17 protein-coding genes and 1 pseudogene are annotated in these 19238 nt (G+C 33.6%); 15 read left to right on the top strand and 3 right to left on the bottom strand.

All coding sequences use genetic code 11. From position 1 onward, the window contains the following. The first annotated feature begins 24 nt into the window (after positions 1 to 24). From arcA to AC1RPT_RS00135, 5 genes are all read left to right on the top strand, one after another. Positions 25 to 1260 carry an arginine deiminase gene (gene arcA, locus AC1RPT_RS00155; RefSeq protein WP_409021880.1) on the top strand — a complete coding sequence of 412 codons (1236 nt, stop codon included), beginning with the start codon at positions 25 to 27 and terminating at the stop codon, positions 1258 to 1260. Between the two features lie 24 nt (positions 1261 to 1284). Next, positions 1285 to 2301, top strand: a complete 1017-nt coding sequence (argF, locus tag AC1RPT_RS00150) for an ornithine carbamoyltransferase (protein ID WP_481761111.1) — start codon at positions 1285 to 1287, stop codon at positions 2299 to 2301. Between the two features lie 153 nt (positions 2302 to 2454). After that, positions 2455 to 3879, top strand: a complete 1425-nt coding sequence (gene arcD / locus AC1RPT_RS00145; protein ID WP_481761112.1) for an arginine-ornithine antiporter — start codon at positions 2455 to 2457, stop codon at positions 3877 to 3879. 28 nt (positions 3880 to 3907) lie between these two features. Continuing rightward, positions 3908 to 4852, top strand: a complete 945-nt coding sequence (arcC, locus tag AC1RPT_RS00140) for a carbamate kinase (RefSeq protein WP_409021884.1) — start codon at positions 3908 to 3910, stop codon at positions 4850 to 4852. 127 nt (positions 4853 to 4979) lie between these two features. After that, complete coding sequence (locus AC1RPT_RS00135; protein ID WP_481761113.1) at positions 4980 to 5708, top strand: Crp/Fnr family transcriptional regulator; 729 nt, start codon at positions 4980 to 4982, stop codon at positions 5706 to 5708. Positions 5709 to 5770: 62 nt separating this feature from the next. Here AC1RPT_RS00135 and AC1RPT_RS00130 read toward each other — a convergent pair whose 3' ends face one another. Then, positions 5771 to 6781, bottom strand: coding sequence for a YeiH family protein (locus AC1RPT_RS00130; RefSeq protein ID WP_481761114.1), 1011 nt, complete (start codon positions 6779 to 6781; stop codon positions 5771 to 5773). A 90-nt stretch (positions 6782 to 6871) separates the two neighbouring features. Between AC1RPT_RS00130 and AC1RPT_RS00125 the strand changes: the two genes are divergently transcribed. The 6 genes and pseudogenes from AC1RPT_RS00125 (at position 6872) to AC1RPT_RS00100 (ending at position 11491) form a co-directional block, all read left to right on the top strand. Continuing rightward, positions 6872 to 7705: a LysR substrate-binding domain-containing protein gene (locus tag AC1RPT_RS00125; RefSeq protein WP_481762947.1), complete on the top strand. Its 834-nt coding sequence runs from the start codon at positions 6872 to 6874 to the stop codon at positions 7703 to 7705. 105 nt (positions 7706 to 7810) lie between these two features. Beyond that, positions 7811 to 8773 (top strand): annotated as a pseudogene (locus tag AC1RPT_RS00120) (ring-cleaving dioxygenase). A 2-nt stretch (positions 8774 to 8775) separates the two neighbouring features. Next, positions 8776 to 9408: an alpha/beta hydrolase gene (locus AC1RPT_RS00115; RefSeq protein WP_481761116.1), complete on the top strand. Its 633-nt coding sequence runs from the start codon at positions 8776 to 8778 to the stop codon at positions 9406 to 9408. 6 nt (positions 9409 to 9414) lie between these two features. Further along, positions 9415 to 10032, top strand: coding sequence for a flavin reductase family protein (locus AC1RPT_RS00110; protein ID WP_481761117.1), 618 nt, complete (start codon positions 9415 to 9417; stop codon positions 10030 to 10032). 151 nt (positions 10033 to 10183) lie between these two features. Further along, positions 10184 to 11263, top strand: a complete 1080-nt coding sequence (locus AC1RPT_RS00105) for a lactate oxidase (RefSeq protein WP_481761118.1) — start codon at positions 10184 to 10186, stop codon at positions 11261 to 11263. Positions 11264 to 11287: 24 nt separating this feature from the next. Then, complete coding sequence (locus AC1RPT_RS00100; RefSeq protein WP_481761119.1) at positions 11288 to 11491, top strand: hypothetical protein; 204 nt, start codon at positions 11288 to 11290, stop codon at positions 11489 to 11491. A 340-nt stretch (positions 11492 to 11831) separates the two neighbouring features. On the opposite strand, the gene AC1RPT_RS00095 is transcribed toward AC1RPT_RS00100, so the two are convergent. Further along, positions 11832 to 12308 carry a nucleoside 2-deoxyribosyltransferase gene (locus AC1RPT_RS00095; RefSeq protein ID WP_481761120.1) on the bottom strand — a complete coding sequence of 159 codons (477 nt, stop codon included), beginning with the start codon at positions 12306 to 12308 and terminating at the stop codon, positions 11832 to 11834. A gap of 332 nt (positions 12309 to 12640) precedes the next feature. Here AC1RPT_RS00095 and AC1RPT_RS00090 point away from each other — a divergent pair, with 332 nt between their 5' ends. From AC1RPT_RS00090 to AC1RPT_RS00075, 4 genes are all read left to right on the top strand, one after another. After that, positions 12641 to 13669, top strand: coding sequence for a galactose-1-epimerase (locus AC1RPT_RS00090; protein WP_481761121.1), 1029 nt, complete (start codon positions 12641 to 12643; stop codon positions 13667 to 13669). A gap of 132 nt (positions 13670 to 13801) precedes the next feature. After that, positions 13802 to 14431: an SDR family oxidoreductase gene (locus AC1RPT_RS00085; protein ID WP_481761122.1), complete on the top strand. Its 630-nt coding sequence runs from the start codon at positions 13802 to 13804 to the stop codon at positions 14429 to 14431. 741 nt (positions 14432 to 15172) lie between these two features. Then, positions 15173 to 15748, top strand: a complete 576-nt coding sequence (locus tag AC1RPT_RS00080; RefSeq protein WP_481761123.1) for a WxL domain-containing protein — start codon at positions 15173 to 15175, stop codon at positions 15746 to 15748. A 67-nt stretch (positions 15749 to 15815) separates the two neighbouring features. Further along, positions 15816 to 16868 (top strand): WxLIP family cell surface protein, encoded by a 1053-nt coding sequence (locus AC1RPT_RS00075; RefSeq protein WP_481761124.1) that lies wholly within the window; start codon positions 15816 to 15818, stop codon positions 16866 to 16868. Positions 16869 to 16934: 66 nt separating this feature from the next. Here AC1RPT_RS00075 and AC1RPT_RS00070 read toward each other — a convergent pair whose 3' ends face one another. Next, on the bottom strand, positions 16935 to 19208 hold the full coding sequence (locus tag AC1RPT_RS00070) for a hypothetical protein (protein ID WP_481761125.1): 2274 nt from the start codon (positions 19206 to 19208) through the stop codon (positions 16935 to 16937). Positions 19209 to 19238 lie beyond the last annotated feature (30 nt).

The following is a 19238-nucleotide window of genomic DNA, read 5'->3' as shown; positions in this document are numbered from 1 at the left end:
ATAAATATATGGGAGGTAATCATTATGACAAGTCCAGTACACGTAACATCAGAAATCGGAACTCTTAAAACAGTTTTGTTAAAGAGACCCGGTAAAGAAGTTGAAAACTTAACACCAGATATCATGGGTCGTCTTTTATTTGACGATATTCCATACTTACCTGAAATTCAAAGAGAACATGATTTTTTCGCAAAAACATTGCAAGACAATGGCGTTGAAACAATTTATCTTGAAACATTGGCTGCAGAAGCTTTAGATGCAGGAAATGTAAAAGAAGAATTCTTGGAAAAAATGTTAGATGAATCAGGTTTAGTTTCTAGCACACTCCATGCTGCATTGAAAGAATATTTACTTTCAATGGAAACACAAGATATGGTTGATAAAATTATGGCTGGCGTTAGAACAAATGAAATCGATTACAAGTCAAATGCTTTAGTTGATTTAAGTTCTTCTGAAGACTATCCATTCTTTATGGATCCAATGCCTAACCTTTACTTTACACGTGACCCAGCAGCATCAATGGGTGATGGTTTAACAATTAACCGTATGACATTCGCTGCACGTCGTCGCGAATCATTATTTATGGAATACATTATGGAATACCATCCACGTTTTGCTAATAAAGGCGTAAACGTATGGCGTAGTCGTAACCATCTCGACCGTATGGAAGGTGGAGACGAATTAATTTTAAACGACCACGTTCTTGCAATTGGTATTTCGCAACGTACTTCAGCTCGTTCAATCGAAGAATTAGCACAAGTATTATTTGCAAAACACAGTGGCTTTGATAAGATTCTAGCAATTAAAATCCCTAATAACCGTGCAATGATGCATTTGGATACAGTGTTCACAATGATTGATTACGATAAATTTACAATTCATCCAGGAATCCAAGATAATGGCGGAAACGTTGATACATTTATCTTAGAACCAGGTAAAGATAACCACATTAACATTTCACATCGTACAGACTTACAAAATGTCTTACGTGAAGTCTTAAAAGTACCAGAACTTATCTTAATTCCAGTTGGTAACGGCGATGCAGTAGTTGCACCTCGTGAACAATGGAATGATGGTTCAAATACATTGGCAATCGCTCCTAATACAGTTGTAACTTATAATCGTAACTACGTTTCAAATGAAGTCCTAAGAAGTTATGGAATTAAAGTTATTGAAGTTATTTCAGCCGAATTATCACGAGGTCGTGGTGGTCCACGTTGTATGAGTATGCCTATCGTTCGTGAAGACTTAAAAAAATAAAATTTAAAAAAGGTGGAAATTAATATGTCAAACACAGTCTTTCAAGGTCGCAGTCTTTTAGCAGAAAAAGATTTTACTCCAGAAGAATTAGAATATTTAATCGATTTCTCAATTCATTTAAAAGATTTGAAAAAACGTGGAATCCCTCATAAATATCTTCAAGGTAAGAATATTGCCTTACTTTTTGAAAAAAATTCAACAAGAACACGTGCTGCTTTCACAACAGCATCAGTTGATTTAGGTGCTCATCCTGAATTTCTTGGAAAAAATGATATTCAATTAGGTAAAAAAGAATCAGTTGAAGATACAGCTAAAGTATTAGGTAGTATGTTCGACGGTATTGAATTCCGTGGATTCAGCCAAGATGTTGTTGAAGGATTAGCTAAATTCTCAGGCGTTCCTGTATGGAATGGTTTAACTGATGAATGGCATCCAACACAAATGATTGCTGATTTTATGACTGTTAAAGAAAACTTTGGCAAATTAAAAGGCATCACATTAACATACGTTGGGGATGGCCGTAACAATATGGCTAACAGCCTTTTGGTAACTGGATCAATGTTAGGTGTAAATATTCATATCGTTGCACCTGACTCATTACAACCAACTGAAGAAGTTCAAAAATTTGCTGCTGAATTTGCTAAAAAATCAGGAAGCAAGAACATGATTACTTCAGACGTTGATAAAGGGGTTAAAGGTTCAGATATTCTTTACACAGATGTTTGGGTATCAATGGGTGAAGAAGATAAATTCGAAGAACGTATTAACACATTGAAACCATACCAATTAAACATGGACATGGTTAAAAAGACTGGTAATGAAAATATGATCATCATGCATTGTTTACCAGCATTCCATGGCATTGAAACTGAATATGGTAAAGAAATGTTCGAAAAATATGGTGTTAAAGAAATGGAAATTACTGACGAAGCATTCCGTAGTAAATATGCGCGTCAATTTGAAGAAGCAGAAAACAGAATGCATTCAATCAAAGCAATTATGGCTGCAACTGCAGGAAACTTATTCATTCCACGCGTTTAATAACATTATGATAGTTTGTTTTTAACGGTGAAAGTAACTTAACAGGGAAGTGTCTCTGCAAAAAAATAGGCTGTCATTAGGGGGACTAATCTGGAGCAAGACTTTAGATTAGGTCCCTTTTTATTTTTAATAAAGAAAGTAGGCAGTTAAATTATGGACGAAAAACATACAGTTAAAAAAATTAGTTTAATGGCGCTAGTCGCGTTAGTTATTAGTTCTTCTATTGGTGGTGGGGTCTTCGGACTAACCTCTGATTTAGCCAATGCATCTTCACCCGGTCCTGCTCTAATTGGTTGGGTAATTGTCGGAATTGGTATTTTGATGTTATCTCTTTCATTGAATAACTTATTAAATAAAGAACCAGATTTAGAAGGTATTTTTACTTATGCAGAAAAAGGATTTGGACCATTCGCTGGATTCATCAGTGGTTGGGGTTACTGGTTATCTGCTTGGTTAGGAAACGTTGCATTCGCTACAATCTTGATGAGTGCGGTTGGTTACTTTTTCCCTATCTTTAAATCAGGACAAAATCTACCTTCAATTTTAATTGCAAGTATCCTTTGCTGGGGATTAACATACTTTGTTAATCGCGGTATTGAAGGTGCAGCAGCAATCAATGCGATTGTTACGGTCTGCAAATTAATTCCAATTTTTGTATTTATTGTTGTTGCTATATTCTTATTCAAGATCGATATTTTTACAGCTAACTTCTGGGGCACAATGAGTCATAACTTCGTTGTTGGCGATGTCGCTTCACAAATTAAAAAATGTATGATGGTTATGATGTGGGTCTTTGTAGGTATCGAAGGGGCATCAATGTTGTCTTCTCGTGCAGAAAAGAAATCTGATGCAGGTAAGGCTACAATCATTGGCTTAATTAGTTTATTAGTCGTTTACGTTTTAGCTTCAATGTTACCATACGGTATTTTGACACAAGCACAATTAGCTTCAATTCATCAACCAGCAATGTTATATATTGCTGTTGAAATGGTTGGACCAGTTGGTGGTTACGTTATCGGTATTGGCTTAATTGTTTCAATTTTGGGTGCATGGTTATCATGGACAATGCTTCCAGCAGAAACAATGTTATTAATGGCCAAAAGTAAATTATTACCCGGTTACTTTGGTAAAGTTAATGATAAAAAAGCACCAACTTTTGCTTTAATCGTAACAGGCGGATTAGTACAATTATTCCTTTTCACGCTTTTATTCACAGATAAGGCTTATAATTTTGCTTATTCACTATGTACAGCTTCAATTATTGTTTGTTATATCTTAGTTGCGATGTATCAAGTTAAATACTCAATTCAACATATTGATGAAAAAGGCAATAAAGCACAATTAGTATATGGTTTAATTGCGCTATTATTCCAAGTTGCCGGGATTATTATGGCCGGTATCAGTTATTTATTACTCTGTTTAATCGCTTACATTCCAGGGATTTACTTCTATGGGAAAGCAAGAGTAGCACAAGGTGAAAAATTCTTATCAAAAGGCGAAATAGGTATAACCCTGGTTATAATTATTGGTGCTTGCATTGGTATTTGGTTAATTGCTTCAGGAAAAATGGTTGTTTAATAAATAAAAAAATGAGGAGTCGATTAATATGTCAAGAAAAATTGTTATTGCTTTAGGTGGAAATGCTATTTTATCAAAGGATGCTAGTGCTGAGGCACAACAAAAAGCATTGCGAGAAACAGCTGAATATCTTGTTAAATTTGTTGAAAAAGGGGATAAATTAATTATCTCTCATGGTAATGGTCCACAAGTTGGGAACTTATTACTTCAACAAGCAGCTGCAGTTTCTGAAAAGAACCCAGCCTTACCATTAGATACTTGTGTTGCAATGACACAAGGAAGTATTGGTTATTGGATGCAAAATGCATTGGATAATGCATTGGTTGAAAAAGGAATCAATAAAGAAGTTGCAACTATTGTGACACAAGTTATCGTTGATCAAAATGATGCTGCATTTAGTAACCCAACTAAACCAGTTGGTCCATTCTATTCAGAAACAGCTGCTAAAGCAGAAATGGCTGCACATGAAGAGATGACATTTGTTGAAGATGCTGGTCGTGGATGGCGTCGTGTTGTTCCTTCACCACGTCCAACTGGGATTAAAGAATACAAAACAATCGATCAATTAACAGAAAATGGTGTTATTTCAATTTCTGTTGGTGGCGGTGGTGTTCCTGTTGTTGAAGAAAACGGTAAATTACATGGCGTAGAAGCTGTTATTGATAAAGATTTCGCTTCAGAAAAATTAGCTGAATTGGTAGATGCTGATTTACTTATTATTTTGACGAGTGTTGATAATGTTTATGTTAACTTCAATAAACCTAATCAAGAAAAATTAGAACAGGTAACTGTTTCTGAATTAAAAGAATATATCAAAGAAGATCAATTCGCTAAAGGTAGTATGTTACCTAAGATTGAAGCTGCGATTGAATTCGTTGAAGCAAGTAAAAAGGGTCGCGCAATTGTGACATCTTTAGAAAACATCAGTCAATTATTAGATAATGATGCTGGGACAGTTATCGTAAAAGGTTAATAAAAAGCGATAGTTAAGCTGAACTAGCTAACAAAGTTGTAAGGTAAATTGTGGCCAAGGAATATCCATGTTAAAATGATAAAGGAGAGAGTTTAGGGAGTTAGTAATTAGTGGAGGGGATCAAACAATGCAAAAAATTAAAGCAGTACCCCAATATATGCAGTATTTAAGAAAATTATCAGATTTTGAAGCACTTACTGATGAAGAAGCCAATTTACTAATGAACAACATGAGTATCAAATCGTTCCAAAAAGGTCAGGTTCTTTTTGACGAAAATGATCAACGTACACGTTTTTATTTTTTAATAGAAGGCGTAATACGGGTTGAACGATTTGATATTGATGGCGACTTTGGATTTTATTCATATATCAAAAATGACTTAGGATTTCCGTATCGAGGCTTACTAAGTGATAAAAATTACCCTTATTTAGCGAGAGCCATGACGGATATACAAATCGTCTATTTCCCAATGGCCTTAGTTGAACGGATATTGAAGCAAAATATTCTGATGGCTACTCGATCAATAAGGGAGATGTCAACAATTCTAAGCGCTACAGAGAATCAAGTGCAAAGAATGGTAACGTCTAGTGCTCATGATCGAATTGTACAAGCTATCAATATTTTAGCAGAACAATTAGGTGCTGATTTCACAGAAAAGCATGTCGTTATTCCTTATCGTGTCACGATTAAAGAGCTAGCGTTAGTTAGCGGGACTACTCGTGAAACAGCCGGACATGTGATTAAGTGCTTGGCTAAAAATAAGGAAATCATTTTTGAACGGCAGCAATTAACATTGTTGGAAGGTTGGTTTGCTGATCAGAGTTTTGACCGGCAAGAACGCATCTTTAAATTATAATCTGAATAAAAAAATGATCATATGACTTTGGCATATTATGGCCAGGTCATATGATTATTTTTTTAAAATAAAATTGTAATTAAACCGATTGCTAATACTACTTGAACAAGCATAATACCACCAGCATAAAGTAATAAACGCTTGCCTTGACTAAATAGTGATTTTAAATTTAACCGAAGGCCAATAGCAGCTAAGGCGATTATTTCACACCATGTACTTAGAAAATGTGCAGTTTCACCAATTCGTGAAGGTAAAAAATGTAAACTATTAAGGACACAAAGTGTTAAAAATCCAATAACATACCAAGGAACTAAAGTTGATTTTTTTGTTGTTACTTGTGACGCTTTTTGGGTAGGTTGATTCTTGCTGTGTAAATAGCTAAAAATAGTAATAACAAATACTAAACAAATAATTCTTAATATTTTGAACAATGTAGCAGTTACGATGACATCCTGATTTAGCATAGTTGCACTTGCAACTACTTGCCCAACAGATTGCACAGTTCCACCAATTAAGACACCTCTGAAAACATTGTTACCACCCCAGAGGAGGGTTCCAATAATAGGTAATGTTAACATTAAAATGGTTCCCATTAGATTAACTAACGTAATTGAAATTCCAGTTTCTTCATTATCAGCATCAATAACTGGGGCAATTGCACCAATGGCTGATGAACCACAGACAGCATTTCCACCGGCCATTAATAAGTAAGTACCTTCACCAAAGGCTAATTTTTTACCTAGCCAAATTGCAAAAATAATTGTGATACTCATTTGAAGAAAAGTAAAAAGTAAGCCATTTAAACCAATTTCTTTAATACTTTGAAATGTGATAGTCGCACCTAACAAAAGAACTGAGTATTCTAATAAACGTTTCTCAGAAAATTTAGTTCCGGCCGTTAGTGTGGGTTGATGTAGAACAGTATTACCTAAAATGATTCCAATGAATAAAGCAATAGTTGCACCACCTAACATGGGCAACCAAAGTTTAGCAATAAAATAGCTGGCAAGCCCAATTAGTAAGGCAACGATAAATCCTGGTAGTAAGTTAGTTATTTTTTTCAATATGATCATCCTCTCTAAACAATACTTTAACTATAGCTGATTTCTTTTAATTAATAAAATAAATCTTTATAATAAGTACTATTAATAAAACGAATGGAAGTGGTTAATATTTTTAAAAATTTAGAAATTTTTAAATCAGTTTATGAAACAAGGAACTTTACTACTAGTGCGCAACTACTATTTTTATCACAACCAACGATTTCAGTTCAAATTAAGCAATTGGAAGAAACATTAGGTGTTATGTTATTTGAAAGAAATGGCCGACAACAAATTGTACCTACCGAGAGTGGAACGCTACTTTACCAGCAAACACAGCAATTACTAGATTTATGGCAGCAAGATTTATTTGCCTTAAAACATCAAAAAACTGATCAGAAAATTGCCTGTAAAATAGCTGCCTCACACACCACTGCAGCATACTTACTACCTGACCTGTTACGCAAAAATAAGGAATCTCTAAAACGATTAGAATTAGAAGTTAGCGTTCTTAATTCATCACAAATTATGGAACAATTAAAGCAACATAAGTTAGATTTTGGATTTATTGAAAAACCGTTGACTGAGAAGAATATTAAACGTTACTCGTTGACGACTGATCAATTAGTTTGGGCTGGTAATGAGGATGAGCCGTGGTTACTTAGAGAACATGGATCAGGTGTTTATCATTATTCAATTAACTACTTAAAAGCAAATAATTTAACGTTAGAGCACTTCATGACGATTAAAAGTAATTCATTAATTATTCAATTGCTCAGACAAGGTATAGGGCAATCAATTGTTTCACAGACTGCACTGACTGATTACCCAGAGATACCAGTCAAAGTACTATCAAAACAGTATCAGCGTGAATTCTACCTTGTTGGAAGAAACGAACTACCAAAGCCAATTCAAGAATTTGTAACTTGTTTAATAAATGAATCTTCTAAAGTATAGATTAAGGTTATCAGACTTAAGTATAAAATAATTAGGTTAAATAAATTGCTTACTTTTAGTAAGTGTGATAATTTAAGTTTATTAAATAAATTGGGGGTATCAATCATGAACACTAAATTATTAGGATTACATCATATTACAGCTATTACTTCAAGTTCACCAAAAATGTTTCATTTTATGACAGAAATATTAGGATTACATTTAATTAAAAAAACAGTAAATCAAGATGATGTTAGAACCTATCATCTATACTTTACGGATGATATGGGATCGGCAGGAACCGATATTACCTTTTTTGATTTTCCGGGTTTATTTCAAGGCACAAAAGGAAAAAATGGTATTTCGAGAATTGGATTTAGAGTTCCTAGCGATGATGCCCTAGATTTTTGGGCAGAACGATTTGACGATTATGATATTAAACATGATGAAATTGAAATGAATTTTGGCAGTAAAACAATGAATTTTTATGATTTTGATCATGAGCAATATCAATTAATTTCTGACGAACGTAATCATGGTGTGGAAGCTGGGACACCTTAATTATATAGTCCGGTTCCCAAGATGTTCGCAATTAATGGGTTAGGAACAACAATTATTACAGTGGATTATCCAGAACGTATGGATATTGTGTTAAGACAATTATTGGGATTTGATAAAATTGCCACAGAAAATCAACGTACATTATATGAATTGAACGATGGTGGACATGGCGCACAAATTATTATCGAAGAAGACCAAGATTTACCGAATGAGATTCAAGCATATGGAACAGTTCATCATATTGCTTTCAGGACAGAAGATGAAGAGTCATTAAACTATTGGATTGAACAAATACAAAGAGTTGGTATTCGTGATTCAGGTTTTGTTGACCGATTCTATTTTAAATCAGAGTATTTCCGTCCTGGTGAAGGTGTATTATTTGAAATTGCAACGGATGGTCCTGGATTCTTGCAAGATGAAACATATGAAGAAGCTGGTATTCACCTAGAGTTACCACCATTTTTAGAAGACCAACGTGCAGATATTGAAGCTCACTTAGTTAATTTCAATTCAGACAAGAAGTTATAGATATGGCAGAAGCAATTACATCTTATAAAGCTGGTAGGGTTGGCAATGCGACAATCTTAATGTTGCATGGAACTGGTGGAACGGAATCAGATTTACTATCAATTGCAGATTTTTTGGCTCCAGATAGTCCTAAAATTGGCATTCGTGGACGGTTAATAGAGAATGGTTTAACACGCTATTTTGCACATTTACCGGATGGTGATTTCGATTTAAATAGTTTATCTGTAGAGACAAATTGGTTAATGACTGTAATTAATGAGTTAGCTGTGAAGTACGCTTTTGATCCAGAAAAATTAATTGTCCTAGGTTATTCTAATGGGGCTAACGTTGCCTTCCATTCATTATTAACGGAACAGGCACTATTTAAAACAGCTGTTTTACTACATCCTATGGTGTTATCGGAAAATATTAAAGCGACTGTCGACTTAAGTGATATTAAAATTTGGGGTTCATATGGATTTTTAGATCCAATTGTTTCAAAATCAAATTTTGATGAACTAAAGAAGTTTTGTCGAGAATTTAATATTGAATTTACCAGTTTTGAGGCTGAACAATCACATCAAATTTCAGAATTAGAATTACGGAATGCTAAACAATGGTTAGATAAGACCAATAGATTAAAAATTGAGGAATAATATAAGATGATTTCATTTAATAGTAACGAATTATCGGCTAAAAATCAGTACAAATTAATGTCTGGTACATTAATTCCGAGACCCATAGCATGGGTTACTACTGTAAATGAGACGGGACTAATTAATTTAGCTCCGTTTAGTTTTTTTAGTGTTGTATCGGATACGTTGCCATTAATGTCGATATCAATTAATCGACGTAGAAATGGTGAAATGAAACACACCGCGGCTAATTTAGTTAGTTCGAAACAGGCTGTGGTCCAATTACCAACACGTGAATTAATGGAATTTGTTAATCAGAGCGCTGCTAGTTTTGGACTAGACGAGAGTGAAGTTTCCGAATTGAAATTAACAACGGTTCCTAGTAATAAGGTATTGGTGCCAGGGATTGATGGTGTTAAAGCGAGGTTTGAAGTTATATTGAACCAGTATGTTCCTATTATGGATGATGGTAAGATTATTACGGATTTATTTATTCTTGAAGTGGTTTGTTTTCACATAGAAGATGATGTTTTGGATAAAGAAAAAATGTATATTAATGCTAAAAAATTAGATCCAGTGGCGAGGCTGGCTGGACCAGAATACGCTAACTTAGGAGAGCAATATAAATTAATTCGACCAAAATAGTTAATATCAAATTAGTAATTCTTTGATTAGCCATTGTTGTATGGATTGAATAATTATATAGCCGTTATTGACATATAGTAAGTGTTATTGATGACAGTATTTATTATTAAGGGCTACACTACAAGTATAAATAGTATAGGGGGATACAATTATGGGATATCAAGCAAGTCAAGAAGAACATTCGATTGAAATCACCAATGTTCAATCATTAGAAAAATTAGTGGAAGCACGTATGGAAAAGGGTGCATTTGGGTATATTGCTGGTGGAGCTGAGGATGAATGGACGTTACGCGAAAATACAAGTGCATTTAATCATAAGCAAATTTCACCTCGAGTTTTACAAAATATCGAAAATCCGGATTTATCAACAACATTTATGGGTATTGATTTACAAATGCCAATGATAGCAGCTCCAGTTGCGGCACAGGGGCTAGCCCATGAACAAGGTGAAATTGATACTGCTAAGGGGATGGCCGCAGTTGGTTCAATTATGTCGCTTAGTACGTATTCAAATAAAACGATTTCAGAAACATATAATGGAGGAACTGGTGGACCTCAATTTTTCCAATTGTATATGAGTAAAGATGATAAATTTAATCATTTTTTATTAGATCAAGCCAAAGAAGTGGGGATGAAGGCTATCATATTAACAGCTGATTCAACACTAGGTGGTAATCGTGAAGCTGATAGTATTAATAAATTTATCTTCCCTCAACCAATGGCTAATTTAGCTGAATATGGTGAAGGTGAAGGACAAGGAATCGCAGCTATTTATGCTAATGCTAAACAAACATTGAGTTTAGCAGATATTAAGAGTATTTCTGATTATACTGACTTACCCGTTTTCGTTAAAGGTATTCAATCACCATTGGATGTTGATGCTATTATTGAAGCTGGAGCTAAAGGTATTTGGGTTTCAAATCATGGCGGTCGGCAACTAGATGGCGGACCTGCATCGTTTGATGTTCTTGAGTTAATTGCTAAGAAGGTCAATAAACGAGTGCCAATTGTCTTTGATAGTGGCGTTCGTCGTGGTTCACATATATTTAAAGCGCTTGCTAGTGGGGCGGATGTCGTTGCCATTGGCCGTCCAATGGTTTATGGGCTTCATTTGGGTGGTGCGAAAGGCGTTCAATCAGTCTTTGAACATTTAGCTAAGGAATTAACAATTGATATGCAATTAGCTGGAACAAAAACGGTTGATGATATAAAAAAAACGGAACTTATTTAAAGAAAACAATAAGGGGATACAATTATGCTAGTTATTAATTACATTCATGGAGAAGAATTACAAGCAACTTACAAAACAGCTGCTGCTTTTGTTGCGATGATGGAATTAGAAGTACCCGAATTTGAAGATTATTATGAAATTACTAAAGTGACAGAAGCTGGTAAAGAAATCGAATTATCGGATAAAACAATGGGCGGTTTATTTAACTTATTATTAGCACGAGGATAATTTTTATTGATGAAAACGGTTCATTGTTAACTATTGTTAAATAGTAACAATGATGTTAGGCATTTAAATAGTATTTAAGATACTAAAGTATGACCCAATTATATTTCTATTGGGTCATACTTTTTAATTTATAAGAAATACGTTTGTTATTGAACTAGCAAACATAATAAGTCGTTAGTTAATAAGTTCTTTCATATTATTAACTGTTTGGTGCTTCAATTTGTGAGAGAAAAAAATACAGTACTAGAAATATAAAAATAATATCTGTTACTGTATTTAAATCCGATTTAAAAGATTTATAGCATAGAGTATTTTTGTTTCACGTGAAACATTGGATCAATTAAAAAATTGATAAATCAACATACTTATTTTGTAAAACCTTAAAATCGTAGGTTGCTAAATTTTGGATATCTTCTAAACCATCAAACATTGCTGTATAACTTCCAGCAAGCATTAGATTTAAGGGAATACCTTTATTTTGGCGAACTAAAATAACAGGTTTGCGATTGGCATGAGCATAACCACATTCCCAAACAGTACCTGAGTCAGCTTCATCATTGTTTTCTTCCAATTGATAATCAAGAACTGCAACAACGATATCTGCTTGATCAATTTGGCGAATATCATTTTGGAAGGTAGCTGTTTGCCATTCAAATGTGCCGAAGTCCGCATCTGGATATTGAACGTTTCCTGGAAGATGAATTGCATCTGCGTTAATTGTTGGATTTTTACTTAGGAGATCGGCTACCAAATCTAATCGTTCTTTTTGTTCTGGAGTGAAAAAGGGTCCTGCAAGATAAACGCGTTTTTTTGTCATTGTAAACTCCTTTTATATTAATAATGTAAGTATACTAATAATTAAAAAATAAATCAATTAATAATTCGGCTATTAATCTTTTAATGATAAATAAACATAATATTCCATAAACATGATAACAAAAAACGAACTATACATTTGTATTTATTATAGTTATTCGCTTATAATGACGTTACATTTTAGAGAAATAACAGAAATAAAGGTTGGTTATGTCATTTTCAGTAAAATAAAGGTAATTATTCAATAAAAAAGTAAACGCTTTCTTGAATATCTAATTAAAATGGACTAGTATTAATAAGAATGGACAAATACAGTAAGCGGAGGAGATAAATATGCAAGTTAAAACAAAGGATTTTGGAAATGACTATGATTTAATAACGATTATAAATGATAATGGGTTTGAATTATCACTCACAGATTTAGGGGCTAGAATTGTTAGCCTCAAGGTACCCACAAGTACTGGAAAACGAGAAATTGTTCTTGGATTTGATTCAGCAAATGAATACTTAGAAAAAGATAGTTTTATTGGCGCTTCAATTGGTCGTGTTGCTGGACGTATTAAAGATGGTAAATTCAACATTAATGATCAAAGCTACCAAGTGCAAATTAACGAAGGTACAAATACATTGCATGGTGGTACGCCAGGATTTGATACTAAAAAGTGGACGTATAAAATAAGTGAAAACGAAAATGAAATAGCTGTTATTTTTCATTTAGATAGCCCAGAAGGCGAACATGGTTTCCCTGGAAACATGGCAATTGATGTAAAATATCTATTAAATAATGATAACATTTGGCATCTTGAAACGACTGCTAAAACGGATAAAGATACACTATATAATCCAACAAATCATGTTTACTTTAATGTTATGGGTGACGTCACAGAAACAATAGATGACAATTTATTACAAGTAGATAGCGATAAGTTTGCACCATTAGAACCCGATTCAATTCCAACAGGTAAAAAGATGTCTGTTGATGGAACGCCTTACGATTTCCGTCAAGCTAAGACATTACATGACGTTTTCACAAGTGATTTTGCTCAAAAAAATCAAGTTAATGGTATCGATCATCCCTTTTTCTTGAATAATCCTGCAGTTGGTAAAGAATCAGCAAAATTAGTTAGTCCAGATAAAGAAGTTTCTGTCTCAGTTTCAACTGATGCAACAAGTTTAGTTATCTTCACGGCTAACTTTGGTGAAGTAACGCCAATTATGCATGGTAAAAAATTAGCTAATCATGCAGCAATTACATTTGAAACACAATCAGCACCTGGATCTGAACAATTCCCTGAATTTGGTGATATTGTTTTACGTGTAGGCGATACGTACAAAACAGTTACAGAATTTAAATTAAATTAATTAGTAATCAACTGAGACAGTCATGGTAAAAATAGTGACTGTCTTTTTGTCGTTAACTTACGAGTGTAAGTCATACCATTTTAGTCGAGAAAGATGTAGACTTTAGTCAGGATAAAACGAAGGAGTGTATAAATGATGACAGAAATAAAAAGAGTATTAGTTGTTGGATCGAATGGTCGAATTGGCCAAAAAGTAACAAGTAAATTAGCTGATAAAGGTTACCAAGTCTTGGCGGGTTCAAGACATACAGATAATTTAGATAAAGGTAATATTACTTATGTCTATGTTGATTTGTTAGAAGGTATAGATAAATTAGTCAAGAATATGCAGGCTGTTGATGCCATATTATTTGTTGCTGGTTCTGGCGGCAAAGACTTAATGAAGATTGATCTAGATGGGGCAGTTAAAACGATGGAAGCAGCTGAAATAGCTCATGTTAAGCGTTTTGTAATGTTGAGTTCCGTTTACTCTTTGGATAGAGAAAAAATTGAAGTTTCATCATTAAGAGATTATATGACTGCTAAGTTTTATGCTGATAATTGGCTAATGAAGAATACGCAATTAGAATATACAATTCTTCAGCCAGGCACCTTAGTAGATGAGCCAGGTACTGGTAAAGTAACATTAAATGATGGTCAAGCGGGCTCTAACTCACTTGAAAACGTGGCAGACGTCTTAGTTTCAGTTATCGCACATGATAATACAATCGGAAAAGTAATTACGATGCATGATGGGGATACAGATATCAAAGATGTCCTGTAAATAATTAGAAATTTCGACACAAAAAAAGAGGTTTACTCAGTTAGTTACTTAACGGAGTAAACCTTTTTTATTTAGAATTATTTAGTTGACTCATTTACGATACCGCTATCTTTAGTTGGTGAAATAGCCCAGAGTGAATCGTAATTATATTTCCCTGTCGTATCAAAAATTGAAGTTGTAAAATCTAAAGTTAGTTTTGCATAATAATAAGATTTGTTAATTACAGAACTTGTTGTACCATCACTAAGACTTGATGAGGGTAAATCGAAAATCGTCTTATTAGAAGAGCTGAAATCAATTTCATTAGAAGTTGTTGGCTTTTCTTAAAAAGTAAGCGTACCGCCATTTGAGCTTGTTTGAACTAGGATAATCGAATCTTTTTAATAAGCGGACTTAAAGTATAATTGATAGTAACACTTAAATTCTAGTTAACTTAAAAAAAGGTTATTAATGACTAAAGGCTCTACCTTTAATGGTTATAAAGTGGGGGTAGGTAGGAATCATTCTATTTAAAAATTGATTGTACACTTTCAGTAAATGGTTTGAAAAAATTAAACCTAAAAAAATACTTGTAAATAACATGTAAACGCTATATTAATTGGCGTATATGGACTTAATCATAGAGTTTCTTCTGATAATATTACAGTTGAATCTTATGTAAATTATATGGTACTATTAGGTAAAGGTCAACGTCCCCTTTTCAAGCATTGGCTTAATCAATAAATGGGAGGAATTTATATTATGAAAAAGAATTTATTTTTAATTGCAGCATTAGTACTTGGTTCAACAGCAGTTGTTGGCTCAAGTGTTTCAGCGGATTCAACAGATGGTAAAGGTACAGCTAGTTTAAACATTGAAGCAGGTACTTTTACTCAAACGGGTGCACCATCGTTCAGTTTCACAACAAAACTAAATGAAGCATTAGTTACGACTGGTACAGATATTACATCAACTGGCGCAAAAGATGCTTCTCAAGCTTTAGATGTAGCCGATTACGTAGGTACAGATAGTGGTTGGAATGTTACTGCACAATTAGGTGTGATGGCTGATGCTGAAGTTAAGGTTAGCTCATTAGATCTTGCATCTGCTACAGTTAAAACAGACTCAGATGCTACAGCATCTGCTGCTACTTTAACACCAGCTGGTGCTGCAGCTCCTGTCGCGACAGCTACAACAGGCGCTGGTGCTACAACATTGTCATATGCTGACAATAGTGCAACATTAAAACTTGGTAAAAATACTAAAATTGCAACAACTTCAGCTGATTTAACATGGACTGCAACTCAAGGAAATGCTAGTGCAGCAGCTTTTAACTAAGCTAATTAAAACGTAACAGAAAAAAGACCGCCTAAGGCAGTCTTTTTTTTTAAGGAGAATCGAAATAATGAAATTAAGAAAAATAGTTTTAAGCTTTTTAGCTATCGCGATAGTCACACTTATTACTGTATCGACCAATGTCTATGCAAAGTCTAATAGTGCCGGGTTTACGGTAGCCAAAGTAACGCCTGCTAATCAATATCGAGAGGCAGCACAATTTGATATTAAAATGAACCCTAACTCAACACAGACATTGGCATTGAAAATTAAGAACTTAGAAAACGATACTAAAACGATTGTTGTGAGCCCTAATAGTTCATATACAAATACGAATGGACTAATTGTCTATGATAAGACAAATGTAAAAAAGCCAGCGACTGCTAAGTATCAATTTTCAGAACTTGTCTCAAAAAAACAAGATGTTGTGGTTGGACCTAAAAAAACAGCAACAGTTACGTTTACAGTGAAAACACCCGCTACGTCATTTTCCGGTATTATTTTAGGTGGCTTTAACGTACAAGAAAAAGTTATTAAGGAAAAGAATAAAGGAAAAGGTATTTCAATTACTAATCGATTTGCGTACGTTGTTCAAGCAGTCATTAGAGAATCTGAAACGGTCGATAATCCTAATCCCAAAATGACAATTGGCGATTCTAAAGTGGTATTGAACGCATTTAATAAAGTTTCACTACAAACAAATATGCAAAATGATGTACCCATTGTGATTGGACCAACAACAATTAAAGCAACTATTACAGAAGATAGTAGTAGTACTGTTTTATATGACAAAACAATTAAGGACGTTGATTTTGCACCCAACGCTAAATTTAGCTATGCATTAGACTTAACTAAAGCCAAGTTAATCGCTGGTAAATATGATGTCCATTATACCGTTACCGGAAATAATAAATCTTGGAAAGCAACGAATTCATTTACAATTACTAAAGCCAATATTAAACAGATTAAATCAGATAATAAGGCAGCAGAGCCTCATATATCTTGGTTATTGTGGTTAATTATTGGTATTATTGCTTTATTAATTTTATTAGTTTTATTCTTACTTTTTATTATTTTAAAAAGAAGAAAAAAAGATAAGGAAGAATCACTAGAAAATAAGTAATCAAAATGAATGGTAATCAAAAAGACGTCTAATTTTTATTAGGCGTCTTTTTGTCGATTAGATTTCTTATTCTTTTGATGAATCTACAACGATACTTGGTGATGATAATGACCAAGTTGCGTTATCTTGAAATTTACCAGGATGAGTAATTTTTTTAGTTTTTAGACTTAATGATAATTGTGCAGAATAGTAGTTTTTACTAATAACTGATGTTGTATCAGAATCAAAAATAGTTGAGTTTAAACTTAAAAGAGTATCTTTAGATGTAATTGTTTTAATATCTGAGGCATTCCCATAAGTGATTGTGGAATTACCAAGCATACTCGTTTGCAATTTTTCAAACCAACCAAGTTGATCGGGAATAAAGAAAGGATCACTTAGATTATCTTTATCACTTGTGCTAACAACTAAATTCCAGTTAAGTCCAAAAGGATTATCGACAGTTAACAAACCAGTTGCAGTTACTGTAGGTGTTTTTTCAGAAGTTCCTGCTGTAAAATTACCAAAATCAAATACTTTTGGATAGGATACTAAAAGATCTCCTGCAACGTGTAAATTATATGAAATAGGCGTGTAATCCGGATTTAATTTTGCGAGATTTGCAGCAGAAATTGTATCATTCGTTTTACCGCTTAAGATATCATTAATTGTGTGATTACTATAACTGGAATAGGTACCCGAATCGTGAGTTGATGTGACTAAATATGAAATTCTATTCTTATGGAAAAGATGATAACCAATCAATTCATTGTCATCAATTAATTTAGAATATGTAGTCCCATCAGTATAAGCAGATTCGTCATATTTATATTTACTATGGTCCGTACTGTATTGTTTTGCAAGATCGTCCGCATCTTTTGCAGTGATTTCTAGTTTAGAATTTGTAAGTTCAGTTGTTCCATTTTCTGAATATTTTTCCCAAGGACCATTATTGAAACTGTACCATAAGTAATATTTTTCAGTTTTATCGGTTGTTGATTTCGTATCTATATTGACTGTAGTATCAAGTGATTTTTTAGTTGTTTGAACGGTATTTTCAGGTAATTCATCAGTGATATTGTTTAATGAATAGTGAAAATCGTAAGGGTCTATTTGTGGAATATAATGAGTCGTACCAGATCCAGTATCTGTAGAAGTATAACCCGGTAACGAAATAGACTTAATAGTAGGATGAGATGAGTTACTTGAATCAGGATCTTTTAAAAATTCTTGTATAGCGTCATCTCCAAAATCATCAGACGCATCAAAAATACTTTGATAGGCAAGGTCACTAGGAACGTTTAAATTACCAATAATATTTTGTCCAGTAACAATACTCCCATATAAGAGACCATCGCTACTTGAATCAACGTCGACATCAGCACTAGGTGCTAATACTGAACCATATAAAGGACTCTTCCAACTTCCGACAAAAATCTTACCATTTTCAGTATTAAAATTATTACTAATATGTGAAGACGTATTGTAGACAGATTTCACTTTTTTAGAGTTTTTATCAGTTGTATCGATTGCAACGGGTTCATCGGATAGAAGATTTTTAGCGGTGGTATCTGAACCATTACTATTTTGTCCGGAAAATAGCGTTCCATCACTATTACCAGCTAACTTGTAATCTATCGAAGATCCGTCAGATTTAGGTGGATACGCATTGAAAGTCATCCAGCTACCTTGATTGAAATTAAAACTGATACCAGCATCATTATTAGAAAAATGCTTATAATTTAACATGAAAAATGGCATTTTCATTGTGTTAATATCAAAATTGACTAAATTAATTTTGATACCAATAGCATCTTCAAATGAAGGAATAGAGCCATCAATATCTGCAAAGACAACGCCTTGATCTGTTGAAGCAGTATTCATATCAACGGTTAATTGAATAACCGTTTTACCAGGTGCATATTTTTCAGCATCAATTGATTTATCTGTATTTAAATCAACACGTTTGATAGCATTATTAGATTTAGTAGTAGAACCTGTTGCTTTAGAGTTTGAGAAATTTGTTGAAGTGAAACTAGCGTAATAATCACTGACATCAGTAATATTTTGAGTAGCATCAGCAAATGATGAAATATCATTGCTTGACATAACAGGAAAATCAGAAAGTTTATCAATAGTATCTTTTTTTGCATTAAATTGCTTGATAGCATCAGCGTAACCGGCATTACTTGAAGGTATGGACCAACCAGCAATGGCTTTTGCGATTTCATCATCAGGGGGAGAATTCTGTAGATAGTATGATAAATCTTTGACTTTATCATTAGATTTTGAAAAAACAAAGCTATTTTTATTACCATACCACTGAATCATATCAGCCCCGGTAATATTTTCTGAAATCATTGTAGGATTAACCTTTGCATAATCAGCATC

It is taken from the genome of Dellaglioa sp. CoH-56-MRSF-11, from assembly GCF_056782135.1.
The sequence above is the reverse complement of the archived record's forward strand: the minus strand, read 5'-3'. Positions and strand labels throughout refer to the sequence as shown.